This is a genomic window from Sediminibacillus albus (assembly GCF_900101125.1).
Classification (GTDB): domain Bacteria; phylum Bacillota; class Bacilli; order Bacillales; family Amphibacillaceae; genus Sediminibacillus; species Sediminibacillus albus.
Window position 1 is genome coordinate 872,290 of record NZ_FNFL01000001.1, and the last position, 26,337, is coordinate 898,626.

Annotated in this window: 36 protein-coding genes and 1 riboswitch; of the genes, 10 read left to right on the plus strand and 26 right to left on the minus strand. The window is 42.2% G+C overall.

The features are described from left to right. Positions 1-125: 125 nt before the first annotated feature. The 4 genes from BLR93_RS04455 to BLR93_RS18220 form a co-directional block, all read right to left on the minus strand. A complete protein-coding gene (locus tag BLR93_RS04455) occupies positions 126-632 on the minus strand; it encodes a GNAT family N-acetyltransferase (protein ID WP_093211591.1) in 507 nt (168 codons plus the stop codon). A gap of 71 nt (positions 633-703) precedes the next feature. After that, a complete protein-coding gene (locus tag BLR93_RS18215; protein ID WP_245690056.1) occupies positions 704-1,177 on the minus strand; it encodes an isochorismatase in 474 nt (157 codons plus the stop codon). After that, on the minus strand, positions 1,174-1,599 hold the full coding sequence (locus BLR93_RS04465; protein ID WP_245690057.1) for a Type 1 glutamine amidotransferase-like domain-containing protein: 426 nt from the start codon (positions 1,597-1,599) through the stop codon (positions 1,174-1,176). Before BLR93_RS04465 ends, BLR93_RS18215 begins: the two co-directional genes overlap by 4 nt. Then, complete coding sequence (locus tag BLR93_RS18220) at positions 1,596-1,817, minus strand: hypothetical protein (protein WP_245690058.1); 222 nt, start codon at positions 1,815-1,817, stop codon at positions 1,596-1,598. Before BLR93_RS18220 ends, BLR93_RS04465 begins: the two co-directional genes overlap by 4 nt. A 93-nt stretch (positions 1,818-1,910) precedes the next feature. Between BLR93_RS18220 and BLR93_RS04470 the strand changes: the two genes are divergently transcribed. After that, on the plus strand, positions 1,911-2,333 hold the full coding sequence (locus BLR93_RS04470; RefSeq protein WP_093211593.1) for a VOC family protein: 423 nt from the start codon (positions 1,911-1,913) through the stop codon (positions 2,331-2,333). Here the strand turns inward: BLR93_RS04470 and BLR93_RS17915 are convergent, their stop codons facing one another. From BLR93_RS17915 to BLR93_RS04480, 3 genes are all read right to left on the minus strand, one after another. Further along, on the minus strand, positions 2,334-2,510 hold the full coding sequence (locus BLR93_RS17915) for a hypothetical protein (RefSeq protein WP_175559241.1): 177 nt from the start codon (positions 2,508-2,510) through the stop codon (positions 2,334-2,336). It lies immediately after the preceding gene. 83 nt (positions 2,511-2,593) lie between these two features. Further along, positions 2,594-2,827, minus strand: a complete 234-nt coding sequence (locus BLR93_RS04475) for a DUF5316 family protein (RefSeq protein ID WP_093211595.1) — start codon at positions 2,825-2,827, stop codon at positions 2,594-2,596. Positions 2,828-2,976: 149 nt separating this feature from the next. Further along, a complete protein-coding gene (locus tag BLR93_RS04480; RefSeq protein ID WP_093211597.1) occupies positions 2,977-4,122 on the minus strand; it encodes a DEAD/DEAH box helicase in 1,146 nt (381 codons plus the stop codon). A gap of 133 nt (positions 4,123-4,255) precedes the next feature. Here BLR93_RS04480 and BLR93_RS04485 point away from each other — a divergent pair, with 133 nt between their 5' ends. Next, positions 4,256-4,723 (plus strand): GNAT family N-acetyltransferase, encoded by a 468-nt coding sequence (locus tag BLR93_RS04485; RefSeq protein WP_245690059.1) that lies wholly within the window; start codon positions 4,256-4,258, stop codon positions 4,721-4,723. A gap of 573 nt (positions 4,724-5,296) precedes the next feature. Here BLR93_RS04485 and BLR93_RS04490 read toward each other — a convergent pair. The 7 genes from BLR93_RS04490 to BLR93_RS04520 are packed head-to-tail and all read right to left on the minus strand — an operon-like array spanning position 5,297 to position 10,614. Next, entirely contained in the window at positions 5,297-5,815 is a 519-nt protein-coding gene (locus BLR93_RS04490) for a DUF4352 domain-containing protein (protein WP_093211599.1), read from the minus strand. Continuing rightward, positions 5,812-6,480 (minus strand): ATP-binding cassette domain-containing protein, encoded by a 669-nt coding sequence (locus tag BLR93_RS04495; RefSeq protein WP_093211601.1) that lies wholly within the window; start codon positions 6,478-6,480, stop codon positions 5,812-5,814. Before BLR93_RS04495 ends, BLR93_RS04490 begins: the two co-directional genes overlap by 4 nt. Before the next feature lie 13 nt (positions 6,481-6,493). After that, complete coding sequence (locus BLR93_RS04500; protein ID WP_093211603.1) at positions 6,494-7,312, minus strand: hypothetical protein; 819 nt, start codon at positions 7,310-7,312, stop codon at positions 6,494-6,496. Further along, on the minus strand, positions 7,309-8,133 hold the full coding sequence (locus BLR93_RS04505) for a hypothetical protein (RefSeq protein WP_093211605.1): 825 nt from the start codon (positions 8,131-8,133) through the stop codon (positions 7,309-7,311). The genes BLR93_RS04500 and BLR93_RS04505 overlap by 4 nt, the downstream gene beginning before the upstream one ends. Continuing rightward, on the minus strand, positions 8,120-8,893 hold the full coding sequence (locus BLR93_RS04510; RefSeq protein ID WP_093211607.1) for a hypothetical protein: 774 nt from the start codon (positions 8,891-8,893) through the stop codon (positions 8,120-8,122). The genes BLR93_RS04505 and BLR93_RS04510 overlap by 14 nt, the downstream gene beginning before the upstream one ends. A gap of 22 nt (positions 8,894-8,915) precedes the next feature. Further along, complete coding sequence (locus BLR93_RS04515) at positions 8,916-9,692, minus strand: hypothetical protein (protein ID WP_093211609.1); 777 nt, start codon at positions 9,690-9,692, stop codon at positions 8,916-8,918. 1 nt (position 9,693) lies between these two features. Continuing rightward, positions 9,694-10,614, minus strand: a complete 921-nt coding sequence (locus BLR93_RS04520; RefSeq protein ID WP_093211611.1) for a hypothetical protein — start codon at positions 10,612-10,614, stop codon at positions 9,694-9,696. 198 nt (positions 10,615-10,812) lie between these two features. Here BLR93_RS04520 and BLR93_RS04525 point away from each other — a divergent pair, with 198 nt between their 5' ends. The 5 genes from BLR93_RS04525 to BLR93_RS18475 all read left to right on the plus strand — a co-directional run bounded on the left by BLR93_RS04525 (position 10,813) and on the right by BLR93_RS18475 (position 13,045). Further along, the gene (locus tag BLR93_RS04525; protein ID WP_093211613.1) at positions 10,813-11,337 is read left to right on the plus strand and encodes a hypothetical protein; all 525 of its coding nucleotides are present in this window, start codon (positions 10,813-10,815) and stop codon (positions 11,335-11,337) included. Between the two features lie 158 nt (positions 11,338-11,495). After that, the gene (locus BLR93_RS04530) at positions 11,496-11,879 is read left to right on the plus strand and encodes a DUF2642 domain-containing protein (RefSeq protein ID WP_093211615.1); all 384 of its coding nucleotides are present in this window, start codon (positions 11,496-11,498) and stop codon (positions 11,877-11,879) included. A gap of 243 nt (positions 11,880-12,122) precedes the next feature. Beyond that, the gene (locus BLR93_RS04535) at positions 12,123-12,581 is read left to right on the plus strand and encodes a helix-hairpin-helix domain-containing protein (RefSeq protein WP_093211617.1); all 459 of its coding nucleotides are present in this window, start codon (positions 12,123-12,125) and stop codon (positions 12,579-12,581) included. 25 nt (positions 12,582-12,606) lie between these two features. After that, positions 12,607-12,840, plus strand: a complete 234-nt coding sequence (locus tag BLR93_RS17920; RefSeq protein ID WP_175559242.1) for a hypothetical protein — start codon at positions 12,607-12,609, stop codon at positions 12,838-12,840. After that, positions 12,767-13,045: a GNAT family N-acetyltransferase gene (locus BLR93_RS18475; RefSeq protein ID WP_425440924.1), complete on the plus strand. Its 279-nt coding sequence runs from the start codon at positions 12,767-12,769 to the stop codon at positions 13,043-13,045. The genes BLR93_RS17920 and BLR93_RS18475 overlap by 74 nt, the downstream gene beginning before the upstream one ends. 165 nt (positions 13,046-13,210) lie before the next feature. On the opposite strand, the gene BLR93_RS04545 is transcribed toward BLR93_RS18475, so the two are convergent. The 3 genes from BLR93_RS04545 to BLR93_RS04555 form a co-directional block, all read right to left on the minus strand. Next, positions 13,211-13,405, minus strand: coding sequence for a helix-turn-helix transcriptional regulator (locus tag BLR93_RS04545; RefSeq protein WP_093211621.1), 195 nt, complete (start codon positions 13,403-13,405; stop codon positions 13,211-13,213). Then, on the minus strand, positions 13,402-13,935 hold the full coding sequence (locus BLR93_RS04550; protein WP_093211624.1) for a DUF6773 family protein: 534 nt from the start codon (positions 13,933-13,935) through the stop codon (positions 13,402-13,404). Before BLR93_RS04550 ends, BLR93_RS04545 begins: the two co-directional genes overlap by 4 nt. 296 nt (positions 13,936-14,231) lie before the next feature. Continuing rightward, a complete protein-coding gene (locus BLR93_RS04555) occupies positions 14,232-14,768 on the minus strand; it encodes a YkuS family protein (protein WP_093211626.1) in 537 nt (178 codons plus the stop codon). A gap of 155 nt (positions 14,769-14,923) precedes the next feature. On the opposite strand from BLR93_RS04555, the gene BLR93_RS04560 reads away from it, so the two are divergent. Then, a complete protein-coding gene (locus tag BLR93_RS04560; protein ID WP_093211628.1) occupies positions 14,924-15,148 on the plus strand; it encodes a KGG domain-containing protein in 225 nt (74 codons plus the stop codon). A gap of 532 nt (positions 15,149-15,680) precedes the next feature. Here BLR93_RS04560 and BLR93_RS04565 read toward each other — a convergent pair. The 8 genes from BLR93_RS04565 to BLR93_RS04600 form a co-directional block, all read right to left on the minus strand. Further along, a complete protein-coding gene (locus tag BLR93_RS04565; protein ID WP_093211630.1) occupies positions 15,681-16,262 on the minus strand; it encodes a hypothetical protein in 582 nt (193 codons plus the stop codon). Positions 16,263-16,450: 188 nt separating this feature from the next. After that, entirely contained in the window at positions 16,451-17,203 is a 753-nt protein-coding gene (locus BLR93_RS04570; protein ID WP_245690060.1) for an alpha/beta hydrolase, read from the minus strand. 199 nt (positions 17,204-17,402) lie between these two features. Further along, positions 17,403-18,017 carry a queuosine precursor transporter gene (locus tag BLR93_RS04575; RefSeq protein ID WP_093211632.1) on the minus strand — a complete coding sequence of 205 codons (615 nt, stop codon included), beginning with the start codon at positions 18,015-18,017 and terminating at the stop codon, positions 17,403-17,405. Positions 18,018-18,088: 71 nt separating this feature from the next. Next, positions 18,089-18,583, minus strand: a complete 495-nt coding sequence (gene queF / locus BLR93_RS04580; protein ID WP_093211634.1) for a preQ(1) synthase — start codon at positions 18,581-18,583, stop codon at positions 18,089-18,091. A gap of 131 nt (positions 18,584-18,714) precedes the next feature. After that, positions 18,715-18,761: riboswitch (PreQ1 riboswitch) on the minus strand. Positions 18,762-18,903: 142 nt separating this feature from the next. Beyond that, positions 18,904-19,464, minus strand: coding sequence for an RNA polymerase sigma factor (locus BLR93_RS04585; RefSeq protein WP_093211636.1), 561 nt, complete (start codon positions 19,462-19,464; stop codon positions 18,904-18,906). 14 nt (positions 19,465-19,478) lie between these two features. Beyond that, a complete protein-coding gene (locus BLR93_RS04590) occupies positions 19,479-21,461 on the minus strand; it encodes a DUF6449 domain-containing protein (protein WP_093211638.1) in 1,983 nt (660 codons plus the stop codon). Next, positions 21,436-22,335, minus strand: coding sequence for an ABC transporter ATP-binding protein (locus BLR93_RS04595; protein WP_093211640.1), 900 nt, complete (start codon positions 22,333-22,335; stop codon positions 21,436-21,438). Before BLR93_RS04595 ends, BLR93_RS04590 begins: the two co-directional genes overlap by 26 nt. Further along, positions 22,322-22,717 carry a GntR family transcriptional regulator gene (locus BLR93_RS04600; RefSeq protein ID WP_093211642.1) on the minus strand — a complete coding sequence of 132 codons (396 nt, stop codon included), beginning with the start codon at positions 22,715-22,717 and terminating at the stop codon, positions 22,322-22,324. The genes BLR93_RS04595 and BLR93_RS04600 overlap by 14 nt, the downstream gene beginning before the upstream one ends. Positions 22,718-22,978: 261 nt before the next feature. Here BLR93_RS04600 and BLR93_RS04605 point away from each other — a divergent pair, with 261 nt between their 5' ends. Together BLR93_RS04605 and BLR93_RS04610 are read left to right on the plus strand one after the other, a co-directional pair. Then, the gene (locus tag BLR93_RS04605) at positions 22,979-23,317 is read left to right on the plus strand and encodes a hypothetical protein (RefSeq protein WP_093211644.1); all 339 of its coding nucleotides are present in this window, start codon (positions 22,979-22,981) and stop codon (positions 23,315-23,317) included. Positions 23,318-23,552: 235 nt separating this feature from the next. Then, positions 23,553-25,034, plus strand: coding sequence for a potassium/proton antiporter (locus BLR93_RS04610; RefSeq protein WP_093211646.1), 1,482 nt, complete (start codon positions 23,553-23,555; stop codon positions 25,032-25,034). A 103-nt stretch (positions 25,035-25,137) separates the two neighbouring features. Here the strand turns inward: BLR93_RS04610 and BLR93_RS04615 are convergent, their stop codons facing one another. Beyond that, entirely contained in the window at positions 25,138-26,193 is a 1,056-nt protein-coding gene (locus BLR93_RS04615) for a lactonase family protein (protein ID WP_245690061.1), read from the minus strand. Between the last annotated feature and the right edge of the window lie 144 nt (positions 26,194-26,337).

Sequence of the window (26,337 nt, forward strand, 5' to 3'; positions counted from 1 at the left end):
TCCCCTTCGATATATCTGGCCAACCGGGGTGCTGTTGCGCTGATAGGATTTCACTTTATTAGCGATTCCATTGGGGCAGAATATCGATGTGTTCCGGCTGGATTACTCCGACTAAGGTTCCCTCGTTAGATATTGCGTAAATAGCGAACCGTGTTATCGTCTTCTCCCTCGGCATTTGCGTAACCCGTTTTCTTATGCTGAAACTGAAAGCCTTTTGCCTCATAAAAAGGGATTGCCTTTTGATTGCCCTCGGTGACAGACACCCATTGTTTTTTTGCCCCCAGTTGTTTCTGCTGCTCTGTTACAGCTTCCAACAGTTTAGTGCCAATTCCCTGATTCCGGCGCCGAGGGTTCAGGTATATAACATATAGTTCAGCTGCCTCATCATCTATCATGCCGCCCCCAGCTGCACCAGCTACAGTTTCATCGTCCAATGCGACAAACCAGCCTCCCCATTCCTTGCTCGTACGCTCGATCTCATCAAGTACACGCTTTTCATTATAAAATTCCTTGATGACCCCTTCAATGTATGCTTTAGAATGTAAATCGCTGTAGGTAGCCCAATTAGCATCAATACAGACCCGGACAATTCCAGAAGTATGCACTGGCCTGGCTCTTTGTATTACAACCATCTATTCTTCTCCTTTATAGTTATATAACATGTAGATATCTAGTTCTACCGCCATCTCTTCGACTGGACCGATTAAATATCTTCGCTCATATGACATTGCAAATATTGCTCGATATCAGGATTGCCTGATGGATTGTCCAATACGGCCGTCACCCAGCAGTCCCGCTCGAAATTCAGCACCTTTATATCCCATGTACAGGCAATCAATCCTTTCGGTGTGCAGTATGCAAATTGCGGCTTCGCTCCATGCTTCGATACATACACATGATGATTAAGTTCATTCTCATTTGACCACCAGTCGATAAAGATGAAATCGGCATCCTTTCCATCATGTACACCGATAAATCCGACTCCGTATCGATCCTCATTCACAGCGGGAAAGGGGACCGTTTGCAAGGCGAGCGTCTTGGCAGTGGCAACCAACTCTTCTCTTGGTTGTTCACCTTGGAATGCCACCCCATAAACTTTCATTCGCCAGCCCTGCTTTTGCCATATGTCTAAGAAACGAATCGGCCGTTTTTTATAGTCGCCAGTAAGTTTAATCATGAGATACCTCCTTTGTTATTGGAGAGTTCAATCTCTCCTTCCGAGCGGCAAAACGATTGATTCAGAAAATAACAGCCCGCCTGATCGTTAATGCCATAACCAACGGAAACACCAGTTGTTGCTACAGCCGCTTGAAGATTGCTTTCCTCCTGCCACTTAGTGTAATGGACACTGACCACAAGATCCTGGATTAAACCTAAACCTGGCAGAAATAAGTGCTTCCCCTGGGAATTATCAATCGGCGGAATCACGCAAAACTCTGGGCTCAGCAATGCACCAGCAGAAAAGCCAGCCACTGGTACACCTTGCCGGTACAATTCTTTTATTTTTTTACCGATACGCGTATCGACGATGTAGTCACGGTAACGCTCGGTTTCGCCTCCGCCAATAATGATACCGCTACACTCCCCCAGTTGAATCATCCCGATTCTGATACATTCGACTGGAGCGGGAAAAATAAAAAGTTTTTCAAGCCATGCTTTTCCAATTCAGTTGTGTACTTAGGCATGTACGCTTGCCAGCCCTCTCTTTCCAAAAACAAAATGGCGATTTTGCCTAAAGAATTGCGAGCTAAACCGGCAAATATTTTTGCAAGCTGGGGAGTAAATGGAGGGCTTCCGCCAAATAGAAATAGATGCATCAAAACAATCACCTGCTCTTGAACATAGTAAATGGATCATAAGAAATTGTATGGTAAAATGAGGCCTAACTGTTGATGAAAGGGAGACTGTACATGAAATACGAATTAGATCATATTGGAATAGCTGTCCGTCATTTAGAAGAAAGCATTGATTTCTACCAAAATGTTTTAGGCGCAAGCTTAATAGACCGTTATCGGAGCGATGCAAAAGGAGTTGAAAGCGAAATCGCCATCATGGAAATTGATGGCAGCAGAACGGAACTCTTAATGCCTACGAATAATCAAACGTCCCCAATCGCACGGTTTATTAAGCAAAAGGGTAAAGGTGTCCATCACATCGCATACCATGTCCATGACCTCGATGAAGCGATAGAAGGGCTGAATAAAAAAGGAATACGCACGTTGGCAGATAGTCTGCGCGTCAATAAACACGGGCGGCGCTTAATTTATTTAAATCCTGCCGACACAGAAGGAACCATAATAGAATACTGTGATTATCCACAGCAAGTCGATTAATTAGCCTCCTGGAGGAAAGTTATTGGGGTGGTTCCTGACCCGCTCCTCTGCCTCCATTTGTCCTGCAGATTTGGTGGCACCAGGGGTTTTCATCCTCTTAAATTTCAACTGCAGGAAAACGGCAAACAAAATAATCAAGGCAATAAGCCCCCAAAATATCCAGCCAAACATCGTCATAAAAAGCACTCCTTCTATCGTTTTTTATGAAGCAATCAAGCCATATGACAGGACAGCACATGTGATATTTGGCAGCGCAGCTTTCAGCGAAAAAACATCAGTTGATACCGTTCTTCCCTCGTCTGCTTCGTTTCCGAATGGACATTCCTTCCAACCTGGCTGCCGCTGGCAAAAGCTCCAGAGACCACACCTGCAAGCCCTAAACAAATGACTCCTGCAATCCCGGTGATTTTATAAATGTAGGTTGAGTCATCCAACACCAGAGCGACCGCAACTGCAAGCCCAACGATAACTAACCCCGCATAAAACGCCTTCAATGATTTCATCTCCCTTACAGTTTATACTACCTTTACGGGAGAATGAACAGAAAAGTTCCAATAATCCGATAATTGATAAAAAAGAACAGTTCCGCCTCCGGCAGGATCCTGGAATTATCCTTGTCAGGCGGAACTGTCTCTAGTAATGGCTAGTCGGCATTCTGTAATCTGCCTCTAAAAATTGTCTTCTTGATCAGTTCTATGTTTAACTCTTTACTATATTTCCTCAATTGTTTTTCCTCATGAGCGGTGATGATGGAGATAACAGACCCACCAGCAGTTCCCAACCGGCCGATTCTACCTGCCCGGTGGATATATTGATCAACAGTTGCCGGCAAATCAATGTTGATGATATGAGTAATATCCTTGATGTCCAAACCGCGTGCAGCCACATCAGTTGCCAGGACTAACTCAATCGTTCCTGCACGAAAACCGTTAATTGTCTTGGCACGCTCCTGCTTTTTTGAATCGCCATGTAAAACACCGGCGCTAATCCCCTTGTATTCCAGTTTCTCAGCCAGGACGGTCAAATTCCCAATGTCATTGCCAAAGGCTAGTGCTTTCATTTCATCCGTGCCTCTTATCAGCTTGCGAAGGACCTCAAGCTTTTCACGGGGTTCGGCGACAAGATACATATGATCGACCGGTGGTGTCTCAATTTCTTCTTTTCCGATTCGAATAACTTCTGGGTTATCCATTAGCTGTTTAGCCGATTGTTCGACCGTTTCGGAAATGGTCGCCGAAAAAACCAATAGCTGCCGTTCAGTCAGGGTACTCTTGATAATCGCCTCGACTGTTTTTTGGTGCTCTGGCACGAGTAGCTGGTCGGCCTCATCTAGGACAAGCGTCTTTACTTCATGCATTTTCAACTTTTTCTTATTAATCAATTCTTGAATCCTGCCCGGCGTTCCTGCTACGATTTGCGGTCGCTTTTTCAGCTTTTCGAGCTGGCGCTTGATATTGGCACCGCCAATAAGCGAAGCACTTCCAATGCCGCTGCCGGCTGCCCAACTTTGGATTTCCTGGTGGATTTGCATAACGAGCTCATGGGAGGATGCAAGAATTACTGCCTGCACATGCTTTTTATCCGGATCAATTTTTTGTAAAAGCGGCAATATGTAAGCAAGTGTTTTTCCGCTTCCGGTCGGTGATTCAGCAATAACATCCTTGCCTTCCAAAATTTTCGGAACTGCTTTTAATTGGATTGCCGTAGGCTCCGAAAATTCCGATTTATCCCAAGCTGCTTCCATAAAGGGTTTTGTTTCCGTGAACAGTGCTTTGACTCCTTGTGCCATCTATAAAAAATCCTTTCTTCTGAAAAATTTCAGCCTGTTAAATAGTATAGACTCTCTATTTATTACTACTCTCTACCATTATAAGCTATAATACAGTTTAACCGTTAGTTGAATCAAAGGGGGAGGCAATAAAATGATAAAAATCGCAGAGTCAAACGACTGCCAATTAATCGCAAAGTTAAACAAAACAGTGCATGAGCTGCATCGCAGCTGGTATCCGGAGATTTTCCAACCTTACGATCATCAACAAATCCTTGCTTTTTTCAAAGGAATCATTCAAAAACCGGAATTCACCTTCCTGATTATTGAAAGTAACGCCACCCCAGCAGGCTTTGCCTGGATAGAAAATAAAACACACCCAGGTATTGCCTACCGAAAGTCATACCAATCCATTTATGTACATCAAATAAGTATCGAAGAAGCATTCCAAGCAAGAGGATTGGGTGCAAAACTTATGGAAGAAATAAAGGAAAGAGCTGTCTCGCAAGGGATCAATCGAATAGAGTTGGATTATTGGGCTGCTAATGAGCCGGCTAAAGCATTTTATACAAAACAGGGCTTTCAACCATACCGTGAAAGTGTCTATAAACTGCTTTGGTAACGGAGGAATAGGGAGTCCTTACGTAACGAAACCAAGAGCCAATTAGCCCCTGAGGAAGAGAAACAAGAACAAAACTTCATTTTAAAAGAAATCGGGAAGCATTGCAGCACTTTGTACTCCTAATCAAGTGACTTAAAAGGGACAAAAGTTTAGTACCCAAAACAAAAACCGAACGATGAATCGAAACCCTTAGCATTCGAACTCGTTCGGCTTTTCTTTTCTAATTTAAATATCACCCGCAGGACACACTGAAAACTCTATTTCTTCCTTCTAACAAGGTTGGGTGCTGAAACTTGAACAGGCAGCATACTTCGCTTTCCGTGGGCACGGACTCAGCCTACCTGAAAATAAAGGATCCATTTTCTGCGTGCGATGAGTCGCTAGCGAAGCGTTACTTATCCTAAGAAGTAAAAAACGACTTATTCCACGGTCTTCAGATTCGTGCTGTTCCCACTGGAGACTACATATTCTACCTGATTTGATAGGGCTGTTGGTTGAAAACAGTGCGAAGACTTTCCGAAGAGGAAATCCACGGAGACTCCTGCGGAAGTCCTATTCTAATTTTTACCAGACTTATAAATCCACTGCAATCCCGTACCTTTTGCCTTGTTTATACACTTTCTCAACCAGTTCCGGATACAAATCCTGTACGATATAAAGCTTGCCTTGCCCCTGTTGGTCCTCGGCTTTGACTTCATAGGTCAACTCGATTTTCTCTTGCTTCCCGGGCTCGATGTTTAGCAGGGCATTTATATCAAAATTCCCCTGATTCGTTTGGTACACATCCCTACCGTAAGCCAGCTTGGTTTCGATGACCTTTGCCTTCGAGATTGCTTCTTCCGAAGTGTTCTCCAACCCCATTGTCACGGTGCACTGTATCCACTCCTGATCATACTTTTCCTCGGTTTCCTCTCCATAGCGGACGTCTTCCACTGTCAGTACGGCATTCCCTAAAGAAATTTCATCTCCTACTGCAAAGGATTCAATGCTGTATTCTTTCGCCACCCCTTTGTTGACCGCATAGACTCGCGCCGAGTATGCTGCCACAACAACAATAACGAAAAGTAATACCAAAAATCTTTTCCTGTTCACGCGGAATCACCTTCCAGCGCATAGTGATCGACGATTTTGCCGTTTTCCATCATGAAAATCTCGTCGGAAAGATAATCCAGCTCCTCCTTATCATGGCTTGCAATCAAAATACATTTTCCATCTGCTTTGAGATCGAGCAGCACTTTTTTTATTTCCTCCACTCCGTCAGAATCGAGGGCGTTTGTCGGTTCATCCAGAATAATCAATTCCGGTTCTTCCATGATCGCCTGGGCAATTCCCAGCCGCTGCTTCATCCCCAACGAATATTTGCGATATTTCCGTTTGTCATCAGGGTCAAGCCCGACCATCCCAATCGACTGCTTAATCTTTTCATCATCGATGATTTTGTTGATCTCAGCGAGAAGCTTCAGGTTTTTAAAACCTGTGTATCCATTTAGAAAACCTGGATACTCGATTAACACACCGACACTCGGCGGGAAGGAAATATCCTCCCCAAGCGTTTTCCCGTCTACATTCACGGAACCTTTGCTAGCCCGTATCAATCCGCAAAGCAGGCGGAACAGCATCGTTTTTCCCGATCCATTTTTACCACGGAAGCCATAAATTTTCCCTTTATGTAAGGATAAATCAATATCCGTCAATATCTGTTCTTTCTTGATTTGTTTTGAAACATGGTTGGCTTCTAAAAACGCAGTGCCAGTCATCTTGTTTCCCCCTTTATAAAATGTCCTTTCGCCTGTATACCAGCAAGGCAGCTATGGATAAAACGATAAAAAAAGCAGCACTGTACAGATAGGAAAATTGCCAGCTAAGTGCGTGCTCCAGATCAAAGATTTCCTGTCTTAAAATCATCGAATGGATAGCAGGCAGCCATCTGCTGTCGACTATCGTCGAGATTCCGAGCAACAGAACGACGATCAAAAACGAAACGACCGGATCCAAAAATTGGACAAGCAGCAGTTGAGCCGTCGACAGAACCAACGTCGTCACGATGTAGCCGATCAGCAACTGTGCCATCAATTGCAACGGCGATCTATCAAGCTGCAGCATCGGCATGATGTGATGTTGATAAAAAGGCGTAACTTCCAGTGAAAAGTGGCCGAGCACCAATCCTGTCACACAGAAACCAACCAAGAACACCCCGACAAACAGTGCAGCCGTCTGCAAAATCAACCAGAAAAGCTTTGCCAGCAGAAAAGTTGCTTTGGAAGAACTGCGGATGGTTACATAGAGCGCGTTTCTCCCCAAATCGTGTACATAATAGTCACTGAGCAAAAATAGCGCGACAGTTTGAAAGAAAATCCAATCGACAGGGACTTGATAATTATCAAGATTCAAAAAGTATCCTTCATCCTTCAACATAAAATAGAGGACATCGACACTGCCGGCAGAGTCTATTTCTTGCAGCTGAAGCGCTTTGCCTGCAGCCAACAATGCCGTAAGAATAAAAAAGATACCGTACTTTATTTTGCTGTAGGAAAAGCTGTAGGCTATATCGCGATAGAGCAACCGCGTAAAGACAAGTCGTTTTCTCATTGCAAAAAATCCTTCTTTTCATAAAGCAACCCGGTTATCCCATATAAAAAAAGGCATAGAACAAATAAATAGAAGCACTTATAATAGATGTGCACCGGGTGCAGCCAGTCTTCAAGTGATAGCGAAGCAAAGAAAGTGAAAAATTCAAATGGAACCATGCCCGTTCTATCTAGTTCAGACATAGCTAGCAGGATGATTAAAATGATCGCTATATTTTTGATGAAGCGTTTAAGAAACAACGCTAGAAAAAAGATTAACAGAAAACTGAGAAACTTGTTCACAAAAACAATCGTCAAAACTCTCCCTGTCGATACATAAGGCACGATCGAGGAAAAATGCTGTTTATCACCTAATAATTCATATAAAATGCTGTCCTTCGTAATCCAAGTATTGTCAAACCCGACAATCAGTCCACTTAGTACATATGAAACTATTAACAGGCAAACAGTCAAGATGAACGAAACAACCACAGCGAAAGCGGCATGGGTTTGCCATAATGTAAACCGTGAACCGATTTTCAGGACAACATTGCCTCTCTCCTGGTACTGCACCAGCAAGTGGACGATACTGACGATCAACGGGATCGCCAGGAAAGCGAGCATGTAATAATTCGTGGTTCCGGAGGTTTGATCAAGAAATACCACTAAATCCATAACCCCTGCTTTTTCCATCAATTCCTCCTCTCTGGTGCCATAGGAATAGAAGACAGAAAAAAACAGCCCCAGAATGATAAGCAAGAAGTAAATACACACATAGAACCAACGGCTTCCAAGGGATGCAATGCTTTTGCGGGTGACCGTCCATACGTTAGATTGTTTCATGTTTGTACCCCTGTGCTACATACCAAATTAACGGGCCGAAGATACCTACTGCCAAATAAGCCGTGCCGGCAAAATTCCAACCGCCGTTGTGCAAGAACACCGTAGAAATACTATGCGAAAAAGGAACCAGTACATCTAAAGCCATAAAAATCAGCAATGGCAGTATCAAAACGATGTACCGGTTCTTCACTAGTAACGAAAAGACCAGCCCAATAGAGGCAAGCATACCGCCCAGCAAAAAAATGAGCAGCACGACCACCAATACATAGGCAAACGGGTGCTCATAAAACAAGTTCGGCAGCAAGTTAATATCATGAACCAGGTTCATCCCGAAATAGTAGTTGTTTTCAATTAACGGGTATGCCGCCATTTCAAGCAGAAAATTGAGGATTACCGGAAATACTGCCACGACTCCGCCGATGACAAAATTAAAAACATAACGAACGAGAAAATATTTTTTCTTTTCCACTTTGGTCAAAATGTTTTTGATAAAACCTGTGTTGGCATCCTCAGCGTGTGAATCTGCAAAAGCAATCGAAGCAAGAAGCGGCACAAGCAACGCATATATGTAATACAAGCCTGCTCCTTCAAAGTAAAACCAGGAGATGAAAGCACTTCTCGGATACGTATAATAGTAATCCTCTGTCACATGCTGCGGCCACATCTGTATGGCCGGGATGACGGCCAACACAACGCCCACTACTATTGCCAGCCAAAACGCCGGACGCGTAGAAATTCGTTTCCATTCCATTTCCAGCATGGAATCCCCCCCTTTTTTTCTCTCAGAAAAATTCTTTCTTTGTGTACAGCCTGCTAGCCAGGAAATAAGCAACTGCATTCCAAAACAGTAAATAGACAAGATTAAACATTTGGTCCTGCCAGGACAGCCATAACGGCATTTCAATATGAATCGGATGTAAGAACACCGAAAAATCGAGTAAATAGGGAAATGGTGTTCCGAACAAAATCATCATGCCAATAAACGTGAGTGTTTTTTTTTGGAACACTGTTTGGAAGCATAAAACGAACATGCTGACCATCATTAAATAGAAAAAACGATTGCTCCATATGTAGAACCAGACTTTCCAACCCGTTACGTGCGGAACATAAAACGGGAAATGCGCTTTATTGTCGAGAAAATAATAAATTGCACCCGATTCCTCTCCCCATAAATTGTCCAGACTGCCGGTCAAGAAATAAGCAGCTGACAATCCAGCCACTGCCATCAAACAAATCAACAAAAAGTTGAAACAAACAGCAAAGATTACATGTTGAGAGAACAGTTGTTTTTGCTGCTTTAACCTGGTGACGACTATTACTGTTTCCATCCTGTCTATCATCAATGGAAACACTAGCGTAATAATGGGAAGCGTACCATATAGCAGCACAGTCGCACCTGCGCTTCCACCGCCCCGCAGATTCACTATAAAGTCAAATAAAGAATGCTTATAAGGTCCCGATAGAGACATGGCAATCGAGGCCATTATCACAAGCAGCAAATAAAGCAAACCGGCCACTAAGAGTTTCCAGGACCAATAACCTCTCCAAAAAACCCGCATCCTAATCCCATCCTGTTTTCTCGCCGCCTGCTTCGGCGCCGTATGTTTCCTTACCATATTCTTCAACAAGCAATTCCTCACTGCCTGATACATCCATTTGGAAAACTTCCTCTGCATTTTCAATTCCGTCGTTAATGGAAATATCCGCGACCTTTATAAAATATACGGGGTTATCTTTGTTTTCCTCTCCATAGCAGTGCAAATCGAGCAATACGCCGGTTTCTTTGGCGACCGTCATCTCAAACGGACCCGCCAGCATCTCTGAAGTATCTTTTGTGAGTGTCCCCTTTATTTTGAACGCAGGAACGCCGAATGCTGTCGTTTCCTCATAATTCCAGCTGTCATAATTATCAAAAAGAAGCATCCACAATTCGCTGCCAATGACATAACCTAAATAGGTCGTCATTATTTCTACATCTTCTTGATTATTAACAGGCTTCAGAGAATAAAGCCGTTTTTCTGCGAGCTGCCTGAAAATCTGACCATCATTCAGTAAAATTTGCTCGGTTTCCACCACACTTCCATTCCCCACTGTCTCATAGATGGCTTTGTTTCGCTTTTGTTCAAAATCGACATGAAAGGTGACGCGATTTTCCACTTGGCCGTTATGTCCGTATTCATACGACCCTTCGGCATTGTCAATGTAGTCCCATGCATAATACATTTTCTCTACGATAGCAAATTTATCAGGATTTTCTTGCGCATATTTTTCTTGTTCTTCGGATTTTAATGGAAACTCATCCTCGAGTAAGGGGTTTTTGTGCTTCGTTTCCTGCGCAATTTCATCAGAATCTTCTGATAGCTGCTGCTTTTTTTGCGGTTCCTCTTTATTTAACGCACCTGCTATCGTCGGATACAATTTGATGCCTGTTAACGTCAATGCCAATATCGTCATCAGTAGAACTGGAAGGTATTTTTTCACTCTCTGCCCTCCTTCATCAGGAATTTATAAGCAAATTATTTAACATTCTATTCACTACCTTATTTTACCATCATGATGTATAATTGCAACACTATTGTAATAATTCTGTAATATTATTCTTGTCTGTCTACATTAGTTCGCACACTTTCCCTGCCCATTCATATAGTGAAATCAACACAACTTAACGGAGGTGCTGTTATGCACATTCTTCCTGCAGCCGATTTGGGAATCATGGCCCAGCACTTATCTGCGCATAAGGGAATCATCCGCAAACTGAACATTTACCAGCGAATGGTCCAGTCGTCCGAATTGAAGAAAATCATCAGTCAGCAGGCCAATGCCATGCAAGGGCATGTCCATATCATGCTCGCTTTTATTGATCCTGCTTTTCATGATCCGATTGAAGTACCGCCTTTATATGTATTCGAGGAAAAAGGATATGAAAACTGGCAGAGTGGAAATGCAGGAGAAAACGACCAGTGGATCGCCTTGGAGACCCATTCCACGGCAAAACAGATGGCTGGTAATAATTTTTCTTCCGCCCTGATGATGCAAGATTTGGCGGTAAGAAATGCACATGTGGAAATGGCTCTGCAGCAGACGGAGCTGCTTAGAAGATATGAAGCCTTTCTGGAGGAAACGGGCTGGATGTACGTCCCACAGTCTGACATAAGATCGCAACAAGACACCTACCGGCATTTTTATCAGGCTTTTTATTCCTAATTTGCGTTGGATCAATATGGGGTTAACAACCGATAAATGGTTTGCTGCTCGCCGACTCGATGGCATACCCTTTTCTCACCTTTGCATCCTTTTACCTGCATATTATTGCTGATTCGTACATAGGTATGAAGGTACAGCTATGAGGAAGGTGTGTTTCGATGACTAACAAACACCCAGTGCATCAAAAGAAGACAGATTTGAAATCTACCGGCATACCCGCGGAAGAGCCTGTCAAGCTGCAGCCAATTGTCCAGCCCGCCTACGTCAACCACATGCCATCTCCATCCACCCCAGTCTATTCTGTTCCTGCTTTACCGCAGCCGACCCAGTATACCTCGCCTTTTGAACCTGTTTATGTTGACCATCTAAGCAGACATCAAGGCAAACAAATCAGTGTAGTAACTACAGCAGGAACTGTAGAGGGGATCCTTTCTGGTGTAGCAGTCGACCATATCCAGCTCAATTTGAGCGAAACCCGGGCAGTCCATGTTCGGATTGCACAAATCGTCTATTTTGAAGGACTTCCAATTACCTACCGGTGACTGAAAAGATAGCGACAAAGTAGTCGTTGTCTTTTTTCTTCTATCCAAAAACTAACTGGGACTCAACGGAGGTCAATGGTTTTATCCCCTTGCTCTTTCCTTTTTTTATACCTATATTCCTTCCTTATAAAAGTACACCAACTACGTATAATTCCCTGCAAAATTACACGAAGTTTTAAAGGAAAGTTAGACTGTTAAGTCGAAAATAATAGTAATAATGATTAACTGAATCGAGGTGATTGCTTGAATACTGCACAAAATCCCAAGCTCCCGCTCACAACGGAAGAAAGAAACGCACTGCGTAGTGCCAAAGTAAAAATCAACCAGATTGCCGAATTGGAGTTAAAAACGTTCGCTGACTTATTAGACATCACTTACGATCGGGCAAGGCTGCTGAAAGGACTTGCTTCCTTTCAACAAATTCCTTCGATTGGCTGCCGTTTATCCCACAATCTTGTCCAATATCTCGGATTATACAACCTGGACGACGTTCGGGGACAGGATCCGGCACTATTATTGGATTGCTTAGAGATCAAAATCAATACTCCGGTAGACCCATGTGTCGAGGACCAAATCCGCTGTGTTGTCCATCATGCTGAAAACCCCGGCAGTGATAGGCAATGGTTCGACTTTACCGCTGAAAGAAAACGTTACCGCGAGATACACGGTTATCCGGCATCACGACCTAAACCAGCTGGCTAAACAACAACAGGGGAGGAGGATTCGTTTGGAGATACGTGCGTCATTACAAGAGGGCCTGGAACAATTAATGCTGCTTAATTACCAAATTTGGTGTATAGCCAACACCCCTCAACTGCATACTTGGGAATCGGTGGAAGACTATGCGGATTGCTGTCCGCCTGGAAGCCAGTCAGTTGCGGTTAGTAATGGAACCGTCGCAGGCTTTATCAGCTTTCGCCATCCTACTTTACTCAGCACCAATCCACACGTCTGGAATTAATTATCGGCGTCCATCCCGACCTTCAAGGCCAAAAATCGGCACTAAATTATTGCAAGACGTGGAACAAGAGGCGAAAGAACAGGCTATCCGTAAGCTGTGCCTTCTGGTATTGTCGACCAACCTTGCAGCTCTGCGATTTTATGAGCAGAAAGGATTTAATCAGCAAGGAAGATTAGTAGTTTTTGATCAACGGCCGCTATGTTGATGATATTTTCATGTATAAACTCCTCTACTGATGGCCGAATCACTTTAAAGTACGGAAGACGGAATTACCTTTTTCGAAAAATGCAAAAAAACATGCTGGAACGTGCTCTCAGCATGTTTTCTAGGTTTTTAGTAATCAAGTGCGCCACCAACAGTTCTATCACTGCTAGTCCTCCCAAAACAAATCGTCTAATGTTTTTGACAGAGTTTTACATATAGCAATGCAAAGGTTCAGGCTCGGATTGTATTTGCCAAGTTCAATCAGCCCGATTGTCTGGCGCGAAACTCCGACCTGTTTAGCTAATTCCTCCTGTGATAAATCCATTTCGGTTCTGGCTACCTTCATTCTGATGTTTTTCATTTGTGCTCATCCTGGTCTTGATCGTCTTCCAATTCTTTTTCCACTGCCCGATCGCTCCGTTTCTTTGCTGCCAGATAAGTGATACCCACCACAACAATCAGGAACGGGATATAGATAATAAACGAAACGAGAGATACAAGCAAAAAATAATAAATGGACTGCAGAGTAGAATCTGCATAAAGTACGGCGCTGCGAATTCCGAAAAAAGTACCGATTCCTATGCCAAACAATAATCCGAAGACGATATTTTTGAATGCCATCGACCGTTTGCTTGCCTGATTGTGCAACTCCACCTCTGCAGAAAAAATCCCTAGTCCGGTTGAACGAATCATGTAGTAAAAAGAAGAAACCAGTAATATTACTGCTTCTGTCCAAATATTTGCCTCACTGTAGCCATGGTTCAATTGTTTGATGATTAGCGACAATACGCAAATGGCTGCTACTATTAGAAAAATCTCCCGGTAAATTTTATTTTGCAGGTTGGTGATCCTTTCATCCTTAACCTTATTTCTTTGGAAAAAACTCTTCATACCGTCCCTCCTCTTCTTGCTGGTTTTTTATTTTTATTGTAGTAACACGTAAAGCGCACCTTCTGTTGGTTTATAGGCGATATTACGTTTGGCAAAAGCCGCATACGATTGTGTGTCGCCTCGAAAGTACCCTAGAATCATTATATAATAAAATTTGCTTTATGCAATATATATTTGTCATAAAGTTAAGTATATTTTACTAAGTGTAGATAAAATAGCATCAGCCCTTCCTAGCTGATGCATTTACAGGTACAAAAAAAGCACCCGTATCAGGGTGCTTTTCTTAACTGGATCGTTTATTTGTTTTTTACTTCGGTTCCGCCGACAAGCTCTAAATCTCTTTCTTGGGCGATCAATTCATTTTTATTGCCGTTTTGGCTGTTACTGCCTTGACCTGGAACTTTTTCTTTCACTTTATTGGTCATGTTCATCGTTTGTTCTTTCGTCTGCTTTATTTTTTGATTGAGGTTATCTCTTGTCTGTTTCCCGCTGGAGGGAGCCAGCATGAAACCGATAGTTGCACCCACGATACTGCCGAGAGCCAGGCCGTTAACAAACTGCTTTCCAGATCCTCCGCCCGATGTCTGGTCGATTACACCAACTCTTTGCAACCTTTCTTCCACTTCAGCTACAATTTCCTTCACACTGCGCCCTCTTGCGGATACTATCGGCACATTCATATGGATGTCGGTTAAATCTTCCAGGTCACGTACGACAACTACCTGATAATCGGGGGCATCCACTTTTCGTTCTAGCATTTCTGCCTGGTAGCCTTTCTTATTCAATTGATTCTTCACGTCTTCAAATGGCTGTTCAACTGCTATTTTTATCATTTCTTAACCTCCTAAAGCCTGTGATGGTTATAATTTGCCCGTTATAAGAAAAGGATAAACAAATTTTTTTGCTTCTAGTAAGTTTACTTTTTTGTACAGCGTGTATAGTAGTTATGTAAGCAATATAAAACAACTTATGAAAGGAGTTTTATAGAATGGCTGACAAGAACAATAACAAGAAAATGTCTGTAGAAGAAGCAGGACGCAAAGGCGGAGAAACTACTTCTAAAAATCATGACCAGGAATTCTATGAAGAAATTGGTAAAAAGGGTGGAAAAACTACTTCCCGAAACCATGATGAAGAATTTTACGAGGAAATCGGTAAAAAAGGCGGAGAAACACGCGGCCGCCAACAGCAAAACAAAAATAACAATTCTTAATTAATGTGAAATGGAAGACTGAGGTTTTACTTTGAAATAAAAAGTAAACCTGAGATATGGCAAAAAGGTTAGGACAAAAGGATAGTGGCTAAGCAAAAATCGAACGATGATTTCGAAATCCTTCGGATTCGAACTCGTTCGATTTTTCTTTTCTACTATTTAAAATACCCTGCGGGCGCCTGCACTGATACGGCTGTTGGTTAAAGATAATACACAGACTTACAGAGAAGGAAATCCACGGAGACTCCTGTGGGAGGAAAGGCCTCGCTGAGACCCCGCAGACTGCTTGCTCGAGAAGGCTCACCAGCCGTCCGCGGAAAGCGTAGTGTAGTTCCGCAGCGCAGTACTAGCATTTATCCAATACTATTAAGGAAATTACCTACTGTTACATTGCTATTTACTTCCGTGCGTCATCAATAGAATACTCGAAGACGGCCTTTGAAACCTTCATTTGCTGCTATCGCCAATTTTTGCAAGTTTTCAACCTCTTCCGTTTTTCATTAAGGAAAAAAATATTATGATCATTTATTTATTATTGCAGCGTTTTCGTTACTCCCCATATTTTGTCCGTTCCCTTGTAATCATTCAAGGCTATATCAAGATCATGAAACATACGATGCAAGCTCTTAGCTTGGCCTTTTTGCTGCTCTTCAATCAAAACATTAGCAAGCCGTTCGATTTCCTGTAAATCACTTTTTAATGCTTCGTCTTCTACTTCAGGCAGCATTGCATTCAATGTGTCCAGAATTTCTTCAGCTTTCGCTGTCTGCTCAGACCAATCGAGATTATCAATCCGGCCATATCCAGTAGTATCGTTATAAAAGCTATGTGTATCCGAAACAAATTCTCCAACATTCTCATATTCCTTACCAACTGTTTCCCTGGTCTCTTCAGCTTTCGCTTCTAACTCTTCCTGGGATTGCGTATCATCGCCTTCTTGATCCGTTTGTTGTTGGTTGCTTGTCTCTGCTTGCTCTCCATTATTAAAAAGCTGGCTTGCTCCCAAATCAAAGAATAGATAGAAAAATAAGCAAGCGCCGACTAGTGTAATAGCCAGCGCTGACAATGTCCAGCCAAACCAGCCCATCTTAAAGCCTCTCTGTCGTTTAGGCAATATTTGCAGCCTCCTTTGTTTAAAGCATCTTTTATTTTTAGAAGATACTTATAAATTTTACTAATCATTTTACTCTCCGTCTTGTACCAACCATTCTATCTTTTTTTCCGGATTCAGACCAGTATTTTACAATCTGTCAAAAAAAGAACCACCTACAATAAAAAAGGTAGTTCTTCCTGTCAATGTGATTAACATTTCGCTTTGATAAACTGGATTGCATTATCGGCAACAATTTCTTTATCATTATCCAATGTGACAACATGATAGCTGTTTTCCAGTACGATCATCGATTTTTCCCTGGACGAAATAGCTTCATAAATCATCTGGGAATTATCTGGAGATACCACATGATCCTCTGCAGATGAGAGAATTAGTACAGGCATGGCGATTTCAGCAAGATTCTTCCTGGTGATTTCGGTCAAGGAAACAATTTCACCAATAGCCTTTACAGGAGTTTTTGGATAAGCAAGCTCGTTGACACCAGGTTTCTTTATATCTGATCCGATGCCTCGGACAAACCTTGTATCCGTCTGGGAAAGATTACGATAATTTTCTGCCATTTCCGGGATATTCACGGCAGCATTGACCGGCATAACTCCATCCAAATCGGGATATTGCTCCGCTAAGTAAAGCGCCAAAGTTCCTCCCATCGATAAGCCTGTTACAAATATATTAGTACATTGTTCCCGCAAACGAGCCAATCCTGTTTCAACTGTATGAATCCAATCCTGATAAGTGGAAGCTTCCATGTCCTCAGGGTCGGTTCCGTGCCCCTTTAGTCTTGGACCGTAAACAGTGAATCCTTCTTTTGCCAGCTGCTCCCCGAAAAACCGTACGCTCTGTGTTGTTCCGGTAAATCCGTGAATCACCAGCACACCGATTTCATTTCCGGCAAAATAAAATTCCTCTGCACCCTTCATCACCTGATCCTTGGCTGCCACTAAATCCCCTCCATAAAAAATACATGTATGTTTGCAACAATTTTTGGAATGTTTGGTAACAGTTAAATCTTACCATAGTCCTAATAAAACAAAAACCCGGCTACAAAAAAGAAGGAGGAACGCCCCCTTAGTAATACGATGCATTTCCTCCTTCTTTCTATTTATTTGGCAGCAGTCAGCGAATTATATCTTTGCTTCTTTATATCTTTTTTCTTTCCAGCCGGCGGCCCATCCCTACCAGGAGATAAGCAATCGGTGTATCTGCTGCTGCAATTATCAGCTTGAAGACATACTGTGTCACAATCATACTAAACAAAATGCTTAAAGGAACAGTTCCCCAAAAAGCTACTGTTATAAAAATCGCCGTATCAATCAATTGACTAGTCATGGTAGAAAGGTTATTACGCAGCCATAGTTTGTTTGTTCCATGCTTTGCTTTTAAGCGATGAAAGATAGAAACGTCAAGATTCTGACTTGCTATATAGGAAAGCAGGCTCGCCAGCATAACGCGGAAGCTTCCGCCTAAGACAGTTTCAAATTCGGACTGCAGCTCAAATACCGGTGCTGCCGGCAGTACGATAGCAATAAAGACGAATACCAAAGCTAACACTTGGGTAAAAAAACCAGCTTGGACAGTCTTGCGGGCGGCATCCTTTCCATATACCTCCCCGATGACATCAGTAATCAAATATGTCACCACATAAACAATTACCGCTGCAGGCAGGACAAAGCCGCCGATGCTGAACAATTTCACGCCTAAAATGTTAGAAATAATTAAAAGTCCCACAAATAATGCATTCAAATAAATAAACAACTATTATTCCTCCTATTAAGGAAAGGAACAAGCATACCCTCTAAGCAAAACAGTAAACTAGGTTTCGCCGGTCAGCGATTATCGATTTTTTCCGGATAAAGGTCATGGTTCATCAGGCGATGGTCCGCCATTTGCTCGAATTTGGTCCCGGGCTTCCCATAATTACAATAAGGATCAATCGATATGCCGCCGCGCGGAGTGAATTTCCCCCATACTTCAATATAACGCGGATCCATTAAATCTATTAAATCATTCATAATAATATTCATGCTGTCTTCGTGGAAATCCCCATGATTACGAAAACTGAATAAATAGAGTTTAAGGGATTTGCTTTCCACCATTTTCTGATCGGGAATGTAGCTAATATATACCGTACCAAAATCCGGCTGTCCTGTTTTCGGACAAAGCGTAGTAAACTCTGGACAGTTGAATTTCACAAAATAATCACGGTTCGGATGCTTATTATCAAAGGATTCCAATACTTCAGGAGTATAATCAAAAGCGTATGCTGTCCCCTGGCTGCCCAGCAAAGTCAAGTCAGTTAAATCCTCATCTCGTCTTGCCATAAAATTTCCTCCTTATCACTGCTATTAGGTAGATAATAAATAGTTAATCGTTATAGGAGATTGTGCCAAAAATTCTCCGTAGCCAAACAAAAAGCCATGCCCCTAATGGACATGGCTGTAAAATACGACATATGTCCTTAGTTTTTTATAGAGGGTTGTAGCTAAGAACCTCTCCCGTGTTAACGGATAGTCTCCATTTTACTCGACTAATTATATATACCCTTAGATAAGATGTCAACAACGTAACTCTTACAGGAGATCCATGCCTAAAATAGAAGGCAAAGGCTGGAACTGTTTCCCAGCTTCTCCTTTGTCTGCCGTTAGGCACTGATCGTTTTGTTGTCTGCCAGTTCTTCTGATTGTTCCAGCCCTGCTTTCACTCGTTTTCTTGCCCTATAGAGGCGGGCTTTCACTGTACCAAGTGCCAACTGAAGCCTTCCTGCTATTTCCATGTCCGTAAAATCATTTTGGTATTTGAGCGTGAATACTTTGCGGAGCTTAGGACTTAACAGGGTTACCTGCTGTTTGATTTGTTCCTCTGTCAATTTATTCTCCACTTCTTTTTCTACTTGTGTTTCCTCGGAGCAGCTTTCCTGGCTGGTTAAATAAACATCCTCCAGTGGGATATACGTCCGCTTGTTTTCTCTTCTAATAGCATCAATGGCAGTCCGGTAAGCAATGCTTGTCAGCCAAGCACCAAGCTTACTTTGATCGCGTAACTTATCAAAATGCTTTAATGCCTTGATAAACGCATCCTGAACAACATCTTCCGCCAGGCAGCGATTCTTTGTAATTCCCATAGAAACGATATACATCCGTTGGTAATACTCCCGATAAACGGCTTCAAAGCATACTCCTTCCGCCGTTACAGATTTGTCCATATTTTTCTCCCCTTCTACTGATTTTCAAAATAATCCTTTACGAATGCAGGCACATGGTCTTTGGAAAATGACCGGATAACCGGATAATCGTCATTATCAAAATAGAAACCTACAATATAACCGTTATTGTTTATGCGATATTGGTATCTATCAGCTACAGTTGATTCCAGCGCCTCCTGCAGCTGCTGGTTGTCCTCGATGACTAGCCCGTTATCGCTGTTCTGTTGTTCCATTAATATCCTGTAAGGATCGGTTCTTTCTATTCTATTATCTAAAATCAAAGCATGGGAGACATCCTCCGCCTGTATAACCGACTTGTCATATAAGTCATTCTCCTTCAGCCATTGGCCGAACCGCTCATAGCTTCTTAAAATCGGGAGGTGGTAAGTAGTATTTTCACCAACCGAAACTACAATATATGCCATCGTATCCAGTGGACTAACCATTTCCTGATAAGACTGGTCATAAATATCCTGCTTCAACAACTTAATCGCATTAGCGACTTTAACAGGATCTACTACAGCAGCTGTTTTTTGTCTTGTGGCATCATTATAAATCCCCAATTCATCAACAACACCGGCATCCATTGTCAAAATTCGATTCTTGATTTCTTTATATTCATCGGATTCGTAAATTGGCTTCAGATACGTCTCGTAATTTTTTGCTGGATCCAGGTAATATTCCCGATTAACCATACTGCCGTTAGACAATTGATAGCTAATAAACACCCTCTGTTCTCCAGTACGTTTACTAGAAAGAATATTGCTTGGTTCCTCGACAAAGTGTTCATGCAATTTACGTATGTTTTCTATCGTTTCCTGCTCATGGATTGCCTGTTTACGGATCAACTCAGCCGCGTTTTCTTCATTTATATATGACTGATCCTCACTAAAGTAAACCGACTCAATGTTTTCCGAATCAGGAACCCGCCTTTCATATCCAGTGATATCTATGGAAAGTAAAACGAACACGGCGACGGCAGTAAGAATAAATGCCGCGTAGCCTTTCCACTTGCCAAACACACGCCAGTTTTTTTGCAATACCATTTCTGCGATTAAATAACCAAGCAATGATCCAAGTAAATAACCGAAGATAATCCACTCATACTGCCTTTCTGTTTCGCCGAAGTAATAACCGCCGAACAGCATCATACATGCTGTAACCCCATATTTAAAAATCGGGCGCGCCTGGCGGAAGACCATCGGCTGTGTACTTGCTTCGACTGGCCGCTTTTGGTAAATGAACAGGGCCAGCCCATAGAGAAGCAGCGTTATTACTATATAACATCCGATTTTCCAGCCGCTGAATTCGAAATTATAATACTCTAAAAAGTCGGTCAGCGGTGAATACTGGGCAATTTTGCTGCCATTCAGGAAGTTTCCCGGGAACCCATACAATAGAAAATTGAGATTCGAATAAATCAACACTAAAATCCCCGCCGGGAATAATAGGAAAATATAAGTTAGTACCCCCTGAACTGCCGATATTCCTGTAAACATGGCAATAAACACGCTTGATGAAAATAATAGCAGCGTAAAAACCGCCGATGCTGCAAACCACTGCCATATATCCTTTTGACTGTATACCGCCTGCAAGTCCAGCACCGGCTGCATCACGGCCAACAACACGGCGGTAATGATTAATGGGACTATAAGCATGAATACTCCTGCTATAAAATGCTGATTGAATAGCCTTCCCCTTTTTAGCGGCAAACTGTGAATAAAGTCGGAAGCATTTTTGACTTGCATATACCGGAACAAAAACACACCTAACGCCACAGGGATGATATAATGGAGAAATAGCTGTATTTCTCCATTTGAATCCAATAAGTTTTCAAATTCATACGAATAGTCGAACTGATTGTCGCTCTCGCGCATCAGAATATTGAACGGCAAGGCAAAAATCAGTCCAGCGAAATAGACAATGCCAATCCAGCCTGTGCTTAACAGATCCTGTTTCAATAATTGTTTACTAAACAAGGATGTTTTCGATCGCATAACCGGCATCCCCCATTTCATAGACAAAAATTTCTTCCAACGTTAACGGCAGCAAGTCGAGAATGACCGGATGGTATTGTTCTAAATGCTGGATGATGTCCCCGTCAATGCCTCTGACAATCGCCAGCATGACGCTGCCGCGGCTCTCCTTGTAAAGAACTTCCAATCCGTTCCACACAGTGTCCTCCGGTTCTTCACGAAAAGCAATCTGTACTTTATGGATATCAGCTTTCAAATCATCAATATCCTTTTCCAACAGCAGCCTGCCTTGATGAATAATCCCTACATAGTCACAAATGTCCTCAACTTCCCGCAAGTTATGCGAAGATATAATGATTGTCATCTCCCTGTCTGCCACATCCTGGACCAGCAGGTTCTTAATTTTCTTCCTTACTACCGCGTCGAGGCCATCAAAAGGCTCATCGAGAATCAAATATTCCGGCATTGTTGATAGCGCCAGCCAGAATGCAACCTGCCGCTGCATTCCTTTGGAAAATTGGCTGATCTTTTTCTTCTTATCTAATTGAAATAATTTTTCTAGCTTTAGAAAACGTTCCTTATCCCAACCTGGATATATGTCCTTAAAAAAGTCTGCCATCTGTTTCACTGAATATTGGGAGAAAAAATAAAGCGAGTCAGACAGGAAAAAGGTTGATGCTTTTACTTGCGGATTCTCAAACACTTCTCTTCCTGAAATGGTCATTTCTCCGTTATCCTGCTTGATGATTCCTGACATAATTTTAAGTAACGTCGTTTTTCCTGCACCGTTTGATCCAAGCAGTCCGTATATTGATCCTTTATTCACCTGCAAATTAACCTTGTTTAACACATTTTCTTTTTCATACGATTTGCTGATATTGTTACTCGTGATCACCTTGATCCCCCCTTTTTTTAGACTCGTCGATTTCTTTTATAAGTAATTCCAGTTCGGAACTCGACATACCGAGAAACAAAGCCTCTGCAACCAGCTTCTCTAGTTGCTCTTTTATTTTTAGTAATTCTTCGGATTTTTCCGATTTAGCCAGTGCATTTACAAAACTGCCTTTGCCTTTAACCGAATAAATATACCCTTGTACTTCCAGCTCCCGATAGGCTTTCTGGATAGTGTTCGGGTTAATGGTCAGCTGCTGGGCAAGGACCCTTACTGAAGGCAGCTTTTCATCAACTTGGAGAACATCATTGATAATCAGGTCTTTTAGCTTGTCGACAAGCTGTTCATATATCGGCTTTCGGCTTCTAAAATCGAGATCGAACATAGCGTATCCTCCGCTTCCGCTTAACTGTATTAACTGTATTAATATGAGTAATACAGTAAAAGTATATACTAAGCTTTATCATTTGAGAAGGGGAAATTTTATTTTTTTAATATGAATATCCTGCCAATTTATATAAAATGGAGAAAAGCCCCCGGTAAAACGTTGATATGCCTTTGGTTTATTGCTTTCTTTTCATTTTCAAGAGTGGGGCGTTTAACAAATTCAGTGTAGGAAATACTAAGGAAAGGAAGGAGGAAAGAAATGATCAGTTTTTTAATCAAAATTATTTTCTTACCGGTTATCATTGTTTTCTTTACATACTTTTTTGGCAATGTACAATTCGATTCGATTTGGCAAACAATTATCGCCATATTGATGCTTGCAGTAATTGGTGTATCAATGGAAGCACTCCTTTTAAGGCGGAAAACTTTCTGGTTGAGTATTTTCCTGGATTTCGCCTCCACTGTCGTTTTGCTGCTCCTTATAGCGGCAGTATTCGACGGGATTGAAGTGACTCTTGCAGGGGCTGTCTTTATTTCCCTAATCGTCGGTGTCCAGGAATATTTTGTCCATTTAATTTTAATTACCAACGATAAATAATGTTTAGAAAAATGCAAGGACGGTTACTATACTTATACATCTCATCTATTGGCTGTAGTCTATTTCAATTTATGAGCAAAGGAAGAAACTCCCCCCCTGCGAGCTTGATTTTTCAAGCTCGTTTTTTATTTACACTTTCAAGACAATTTTTTTGTGATTTTAAAAGATTAAGATTATCATTAACTATAGAAACAATAGACAAATAATCACTGGATGTGGAGAGGTTGATAAATAGTTGGAATTATCTGTTCAATCCTTAATCTTCTTATTTTCATCCATGTTAATCATCGGAGTTCTGGCTACTAAATTTTCATCCAGACTCGGACTTCCTTCCCTTGTATTGTTCCTATTGGTTGGTATGTTCCTCAATAATTACATATTTTTCGAAAATGCCAAACTCAGCCAGTTGATCGGTATTACAGCACTTATTATCATTCTTTTCGAGGGTGGCACCCAGACAAAATGGACGAATATCCGGCCAATCCTGGGGGCTGCCGGTTCCCTGGCAACTTTAGGAGTATTCATCACAGCCGCAGTAACCGGTTTAGCTGCAATGTACATTTTGGATTTATCCCTCCTGGAAGGCATGCTGTTTGGAGCAATAGTCGGCTCCACTGATGCTGCAGCTGTATTCTCTGTACTCGGCCACAAAAATATTAAACGACGGATTACCTCCACACTGGAAGCAGAGTCAGGCACGAATGATCCAATGGCCGTGTTTTTAACCATTACTATGATTGAAATGATACAACTACCTGAAAGTTCCGTATGGATGGCAATTGGCAGCTTTTTTTGGCAGATGGGACTGGGATTGCTGATCGGCCTTCTATTAGGAAAAGCAACGACTGAACTTATTAACAGGATTACCCTCGATGCTTCAGGCCTCTATCCTGTACTTGCCCTTGCTTGCGCCATTTTCACCTATGCTATTACGGCCGCTGTCGGAGGAAGCGGATTGCTGGCTGTATATGTGATGGCTGTCTTTATCGGCAATAATGAATTAATGTTCCGCTTTTCCATCCTTCGTTTTAACGAAGGATTTGCCTGGATGATGCAAATTATCATGTTCATTCTGTTAGGGCTGCTAGTTTTTCCGGGAGATCTGCTTGATATCTTCTGGCAGGGTATTCTACTGTCGGTTATTTTAATGTTCGCTGCCCGTCCTATTGGTGTTTTCTTAAGTATGATGTTTATGAAGTACCGGCTCAAAGACAAAGTTTTCATATCCTGGGCTGGACTTAAAGGCGCGGTGCCAATCATTCTTGCTACCTATCCTACACTGGCAGGTGTGGAAAACAGCCAGCTGATTTTTAATGTGGTATTCTTCGTTGTATTGATTTCGGCCTTAGTGCAAGGAAGTACATTGTCATGGCTCGGAACTAGTCTGAAGCTTACAGAAGAAAAAGGCGAAGGAATTATTCCAAGCATGGAATTAATTACCCTGGGCCGCACGGGGTCGGAAATCATGGAAGCAACAATCCATGAAAATGCTCCTGTGACAGGGATTTCTCTTCAGGATCTAAGTTTGCCTGAAGATACGCTGATTGCGGCCATTATCCGGGAAGGTAGTGTCGTTACTCCGACGGGAAGCTCAATTCTTGAAACAGGTGATACGTTGTATGTTCTTGCTCATAAAAAGGACCGTGAGAAAGTAAGAGGACTATTGTATGGTAAAAAGAAGCCTAAAAAACGAATCGTCGAGGACAAAACTCCATAGCAGGAAACAGCTGAAACATCGTTTAATGAAAGTGCTGTTTCTCCTGAAAAGCACACAAAAAAGCCTAGATCGACAAAATCGTTTCGATCTGGGCTTTTTTGAATCAATCTTGTAAGAATTTTACGCAAACAGGATTAGGTACCTCGACATCTTTTTGCAGAAGTTCTAATTTCCCTGTATCCAGATTCCTGGAAAACAACGTCAGGCTGCTGGAGTTCTGGTTAGATGCCACCATATAGTTTTCAGTCGGATCAAGACAAAAATCACGAGGCCAATCGCCTTCTGTAGAGTAACGCTCCACAAATGAAAGCTTCCCTTCTGGTTCGTCCACTGCAAACAAGGCGATGCTATTGTGGCCGCGGTTGCCAGCGTAAATAAAACGACCATCAGCAGAAATATGTATCGCGCTTCCTTGATTGTTTTCAGTGAAATCAGCAGGAATCGTCGCTATTGTTTGAATCTCATGAAAGCTTCCATTTTGCTGATTATACGCAAGCACGATAACTTCTGAACTTAGTTCGGTCATCACATAGGCAAATTTACCATTTGGATGAAATACAATATGTCTTGGACCCGCTCCTGGTTTTGTGTTAAAGCAGCTGGCCTCAACTAGCTTGCCATTGTTGCTTTGATAGGTCTTAACAGTATCGCTGCCTAAGTCGACAACAATGACATATTTTTCGTCTGGGGTGAAGCCGGAGAAATGCACATGCGGCTTCTCTTGCCGCTCGTGCGGACCAGAGCCATTTTGTTCAACCACCGATACTGCAGGCTGAATTGCTCCAGAATCCTTTTCAATTAAATAGGATTCTACAGTACCTTTATGATAGTTAGCAGTCACCAGCTGCTGATTACTGCTGTCGACACTGATATGACACGGAGCAGCGCCCTCTAAAAGCTGTTTATTGATAGGAGCCAGAGCACCATTGCTTCCAATAGAATATGCTGCCGCTCCGCCATTTCCATCCTCCTGTACTACCGAATACAGGTAGCGGTTGTTATCACTTATCGTTAAATAAGTTGGCTTGCCTGCATGGGCTGCCGCATCAAGAATAGTCAGTTTTTGATGTACCCGGTCCAACTGAAACGAGTAAATTCCTTTACTCTCACCATTCGTATATGTACCGATATATCCTATGGCTGATTGCTTTTCTGCCAAAATATCCACCTCCATGGTAAAGTTATTTCCACTATACCATATCCAGTGATTTCTGTATTTTTTAAAGTTTTGATGTTTTTTTACCGGAAAATAAATTATAATGTCAAATAACAACTGAAAGAACACACGTTCCATTACCTTTAG

What these genes read in the sequence shown, in the direction of transcription:
- BLR93_RS04465 (WP_245690057.1), bottom strand. Translation starts at nt 1,599, where the DNA reads ATGATTCAACTGGGGGAGTGTAGCGGTATCATTATTGGCGGAGGCGAA.
- BLR93_RS04500 (WP_093211603.1), bottom strand. Translation starts at nt 7,312, where the DNA reads ATGAGAAAACGACTTGTCTTTACGCGGTTGCTCTATCGCGATATAGCC.
- BLR93_RS04605 (WP_093211644.1), top strand. Translation starts at nt 22,979, where the DNA reads ATGATCAGTTTTTTAATCAAAATTATTTTCTTACCGGTTATCATTGTT.
- BLR93_RS04505 (WP_093211605.1), bottom strand. Translation starts at nt 8,133, where the DNA reads ATGAAACAATCTAACGTATGGACGGTCACCCGCAAAAGCATTGCATCC.
- BLR93_RS18220 (WP_245690058.1), bottom strand. Translation starts at nt 1,817, where the DNA reads ATGCATCTATTTCTATTTGGCGGAAGCCCTCCATTTACTCCCCAGCTT.
- BLR93_RS18215 (WP_245690056.1), bottom strand. Translation starts at nt 1,177, where the DNA reads ATGATTAAACTTACTGGCGACTATAAAAAACGGCCGATTCGTTTCTTA.
- BLR93_RS04545 (WP_093211621.1), bottom strand. Translation starts at nt 13,405, where the DNA reads ATGAAAAACATCAGAATGAAGGTAGCCAGAACCGAAATGGATTTATCA.
- BLR93_RS04590 (WP_093211638.1), bottom strand. Translation starts at nt 21,461, where the DNA reads ATGCGATCGAAAACATCCTTGTTTAGTAAACAATTATTGAAACAGGAT.
- BLR93_RS04550 (WP_093211624.1), bottom strand. Translation starts at nt 13,935, where the DNA reads ATGAAGAGTTTTTTCCAAAGAAATAAGGTTAAGGATGAAAGGATCACC.
- BLR93_RS04560 (WP_093211628.1), top strand. Translation starts at nt 14,924, where the DNA reads ATGGCTGACAAGAACAATAACAAGAAAATGTCTGTAGAAGAAGCAGGA.
- BLR93_RS18475 (WP_425440924.1), top strand. Translation starts at nt 12,767, where the DNA reads ATGGAACCGTCGCAGGCTTTATCAGCTTTCGCCATCCTACTTTACTCA.
- BLR93_RS04585 (WP_093211636.1), bottom strand. Translation starts at nt 19,464, where the DNA reads ATGGACAAATCTGTAACGGCGGAAGGAGTATGCTTTGAAGCCGTTTAT.
- BLR93_RS04480 (WP_093211597.1), bottom strand. Translation starts at nt 4,122, where the DNA reads ATGGCACAAGGAGTCAAAGCACTGTTCACGGAAACAAAACCCTTTATG.
- BLR93_RS04530 (WP_093211615.1), top strand. Translation starts at nt 11,496, where the DNA reads ATGACTAACAAACACCCAGTGCATCAAAAGAAGACAGATTTGAAATCT.
- BLR93_RS04485 (WP_245690059.1), top strand. Translation starts at nt 4,256, where the DNA reads ATGATAAAAATCGCAGAGTCAAACGACTGCCAATTAATCGCAAAGTTA.
- BLR93_RS04510 (WP_093211607.1), bottom strand. Translation starts at nt 8,893, where the DNA reads ATGCTGGAAATGGAATGGAAACGAATTTCTACGCGTCCGGCGTTTTGG.
- BLR93_RS04455 (WP_093211591.1), bottom strand. Translation starts at nt 632, where the DNA reads ATGGTTGTAATACAAAGAGCCAGGCCAGTGCATACTTCTGGAATTGTC.
- BLR93_RS04495 (WP_093211601.1), bottom strand. Translation starts at nt 6,480, where the DNA reads ATGACTGGCACTGCGTTTTTAGAAGCCAACCATGTTTCAAAACAAATC.
- BLR93_RS04525 (WP_093211613.1), top strand. Translation starts at nt 10,813, where the DNA reads ATGCACATTCTTCCTGCAGCCGATTTGGGAATCATGGCCCAGCACTTA.
- BLR93_RS04600 (WP_093211642.1), bottom strand. Translation starts at nt 22,717, where the DNA reads ATGTTCGATCTCGATTTTAGAAGCCGAAAGCCGATATATGAACAGCTT.
- queF (WP_093211634.1), bottom strand. Translation starts at nt 18,583, where the DNA reads ATGGCAAGACGAGATGAGGATTTAACTGACTTGACTTTGCTGGGCAGC.
- BLR93_RS17915 (WP_175559241.1), bottom strand. Translation starts at nt 2,510, where the DNA reads ATGACGATGTTTGGCTGGATATTTTGGGGGCTTATTGCCTTGATTATT.
- BLR93_RS04515 (WP_093211609.1), bottom strand. Translation starts at nt 9,692, where the DNA reads ATGCGGGTTTTTTGGAGAGGTTATTGGTCCTGGAAACTCTTAGTGGCC.
- BLR93_RS04470 (WP_093211593.1), top strand. Translation starts at nt 1,911, where the DNA reads ATGAAATACGAATTAGATCATATTGGAATAGCTGTCCGTCATTTAGAA.
- BLR93_RS04555 (WP_093211626.1), bottom strand. Translation starts at nt 14,768, where the DNA reads ATGATAAAAATAGCAGTTGAACAGCCATTTGAAGACGTGAAGAATCAA.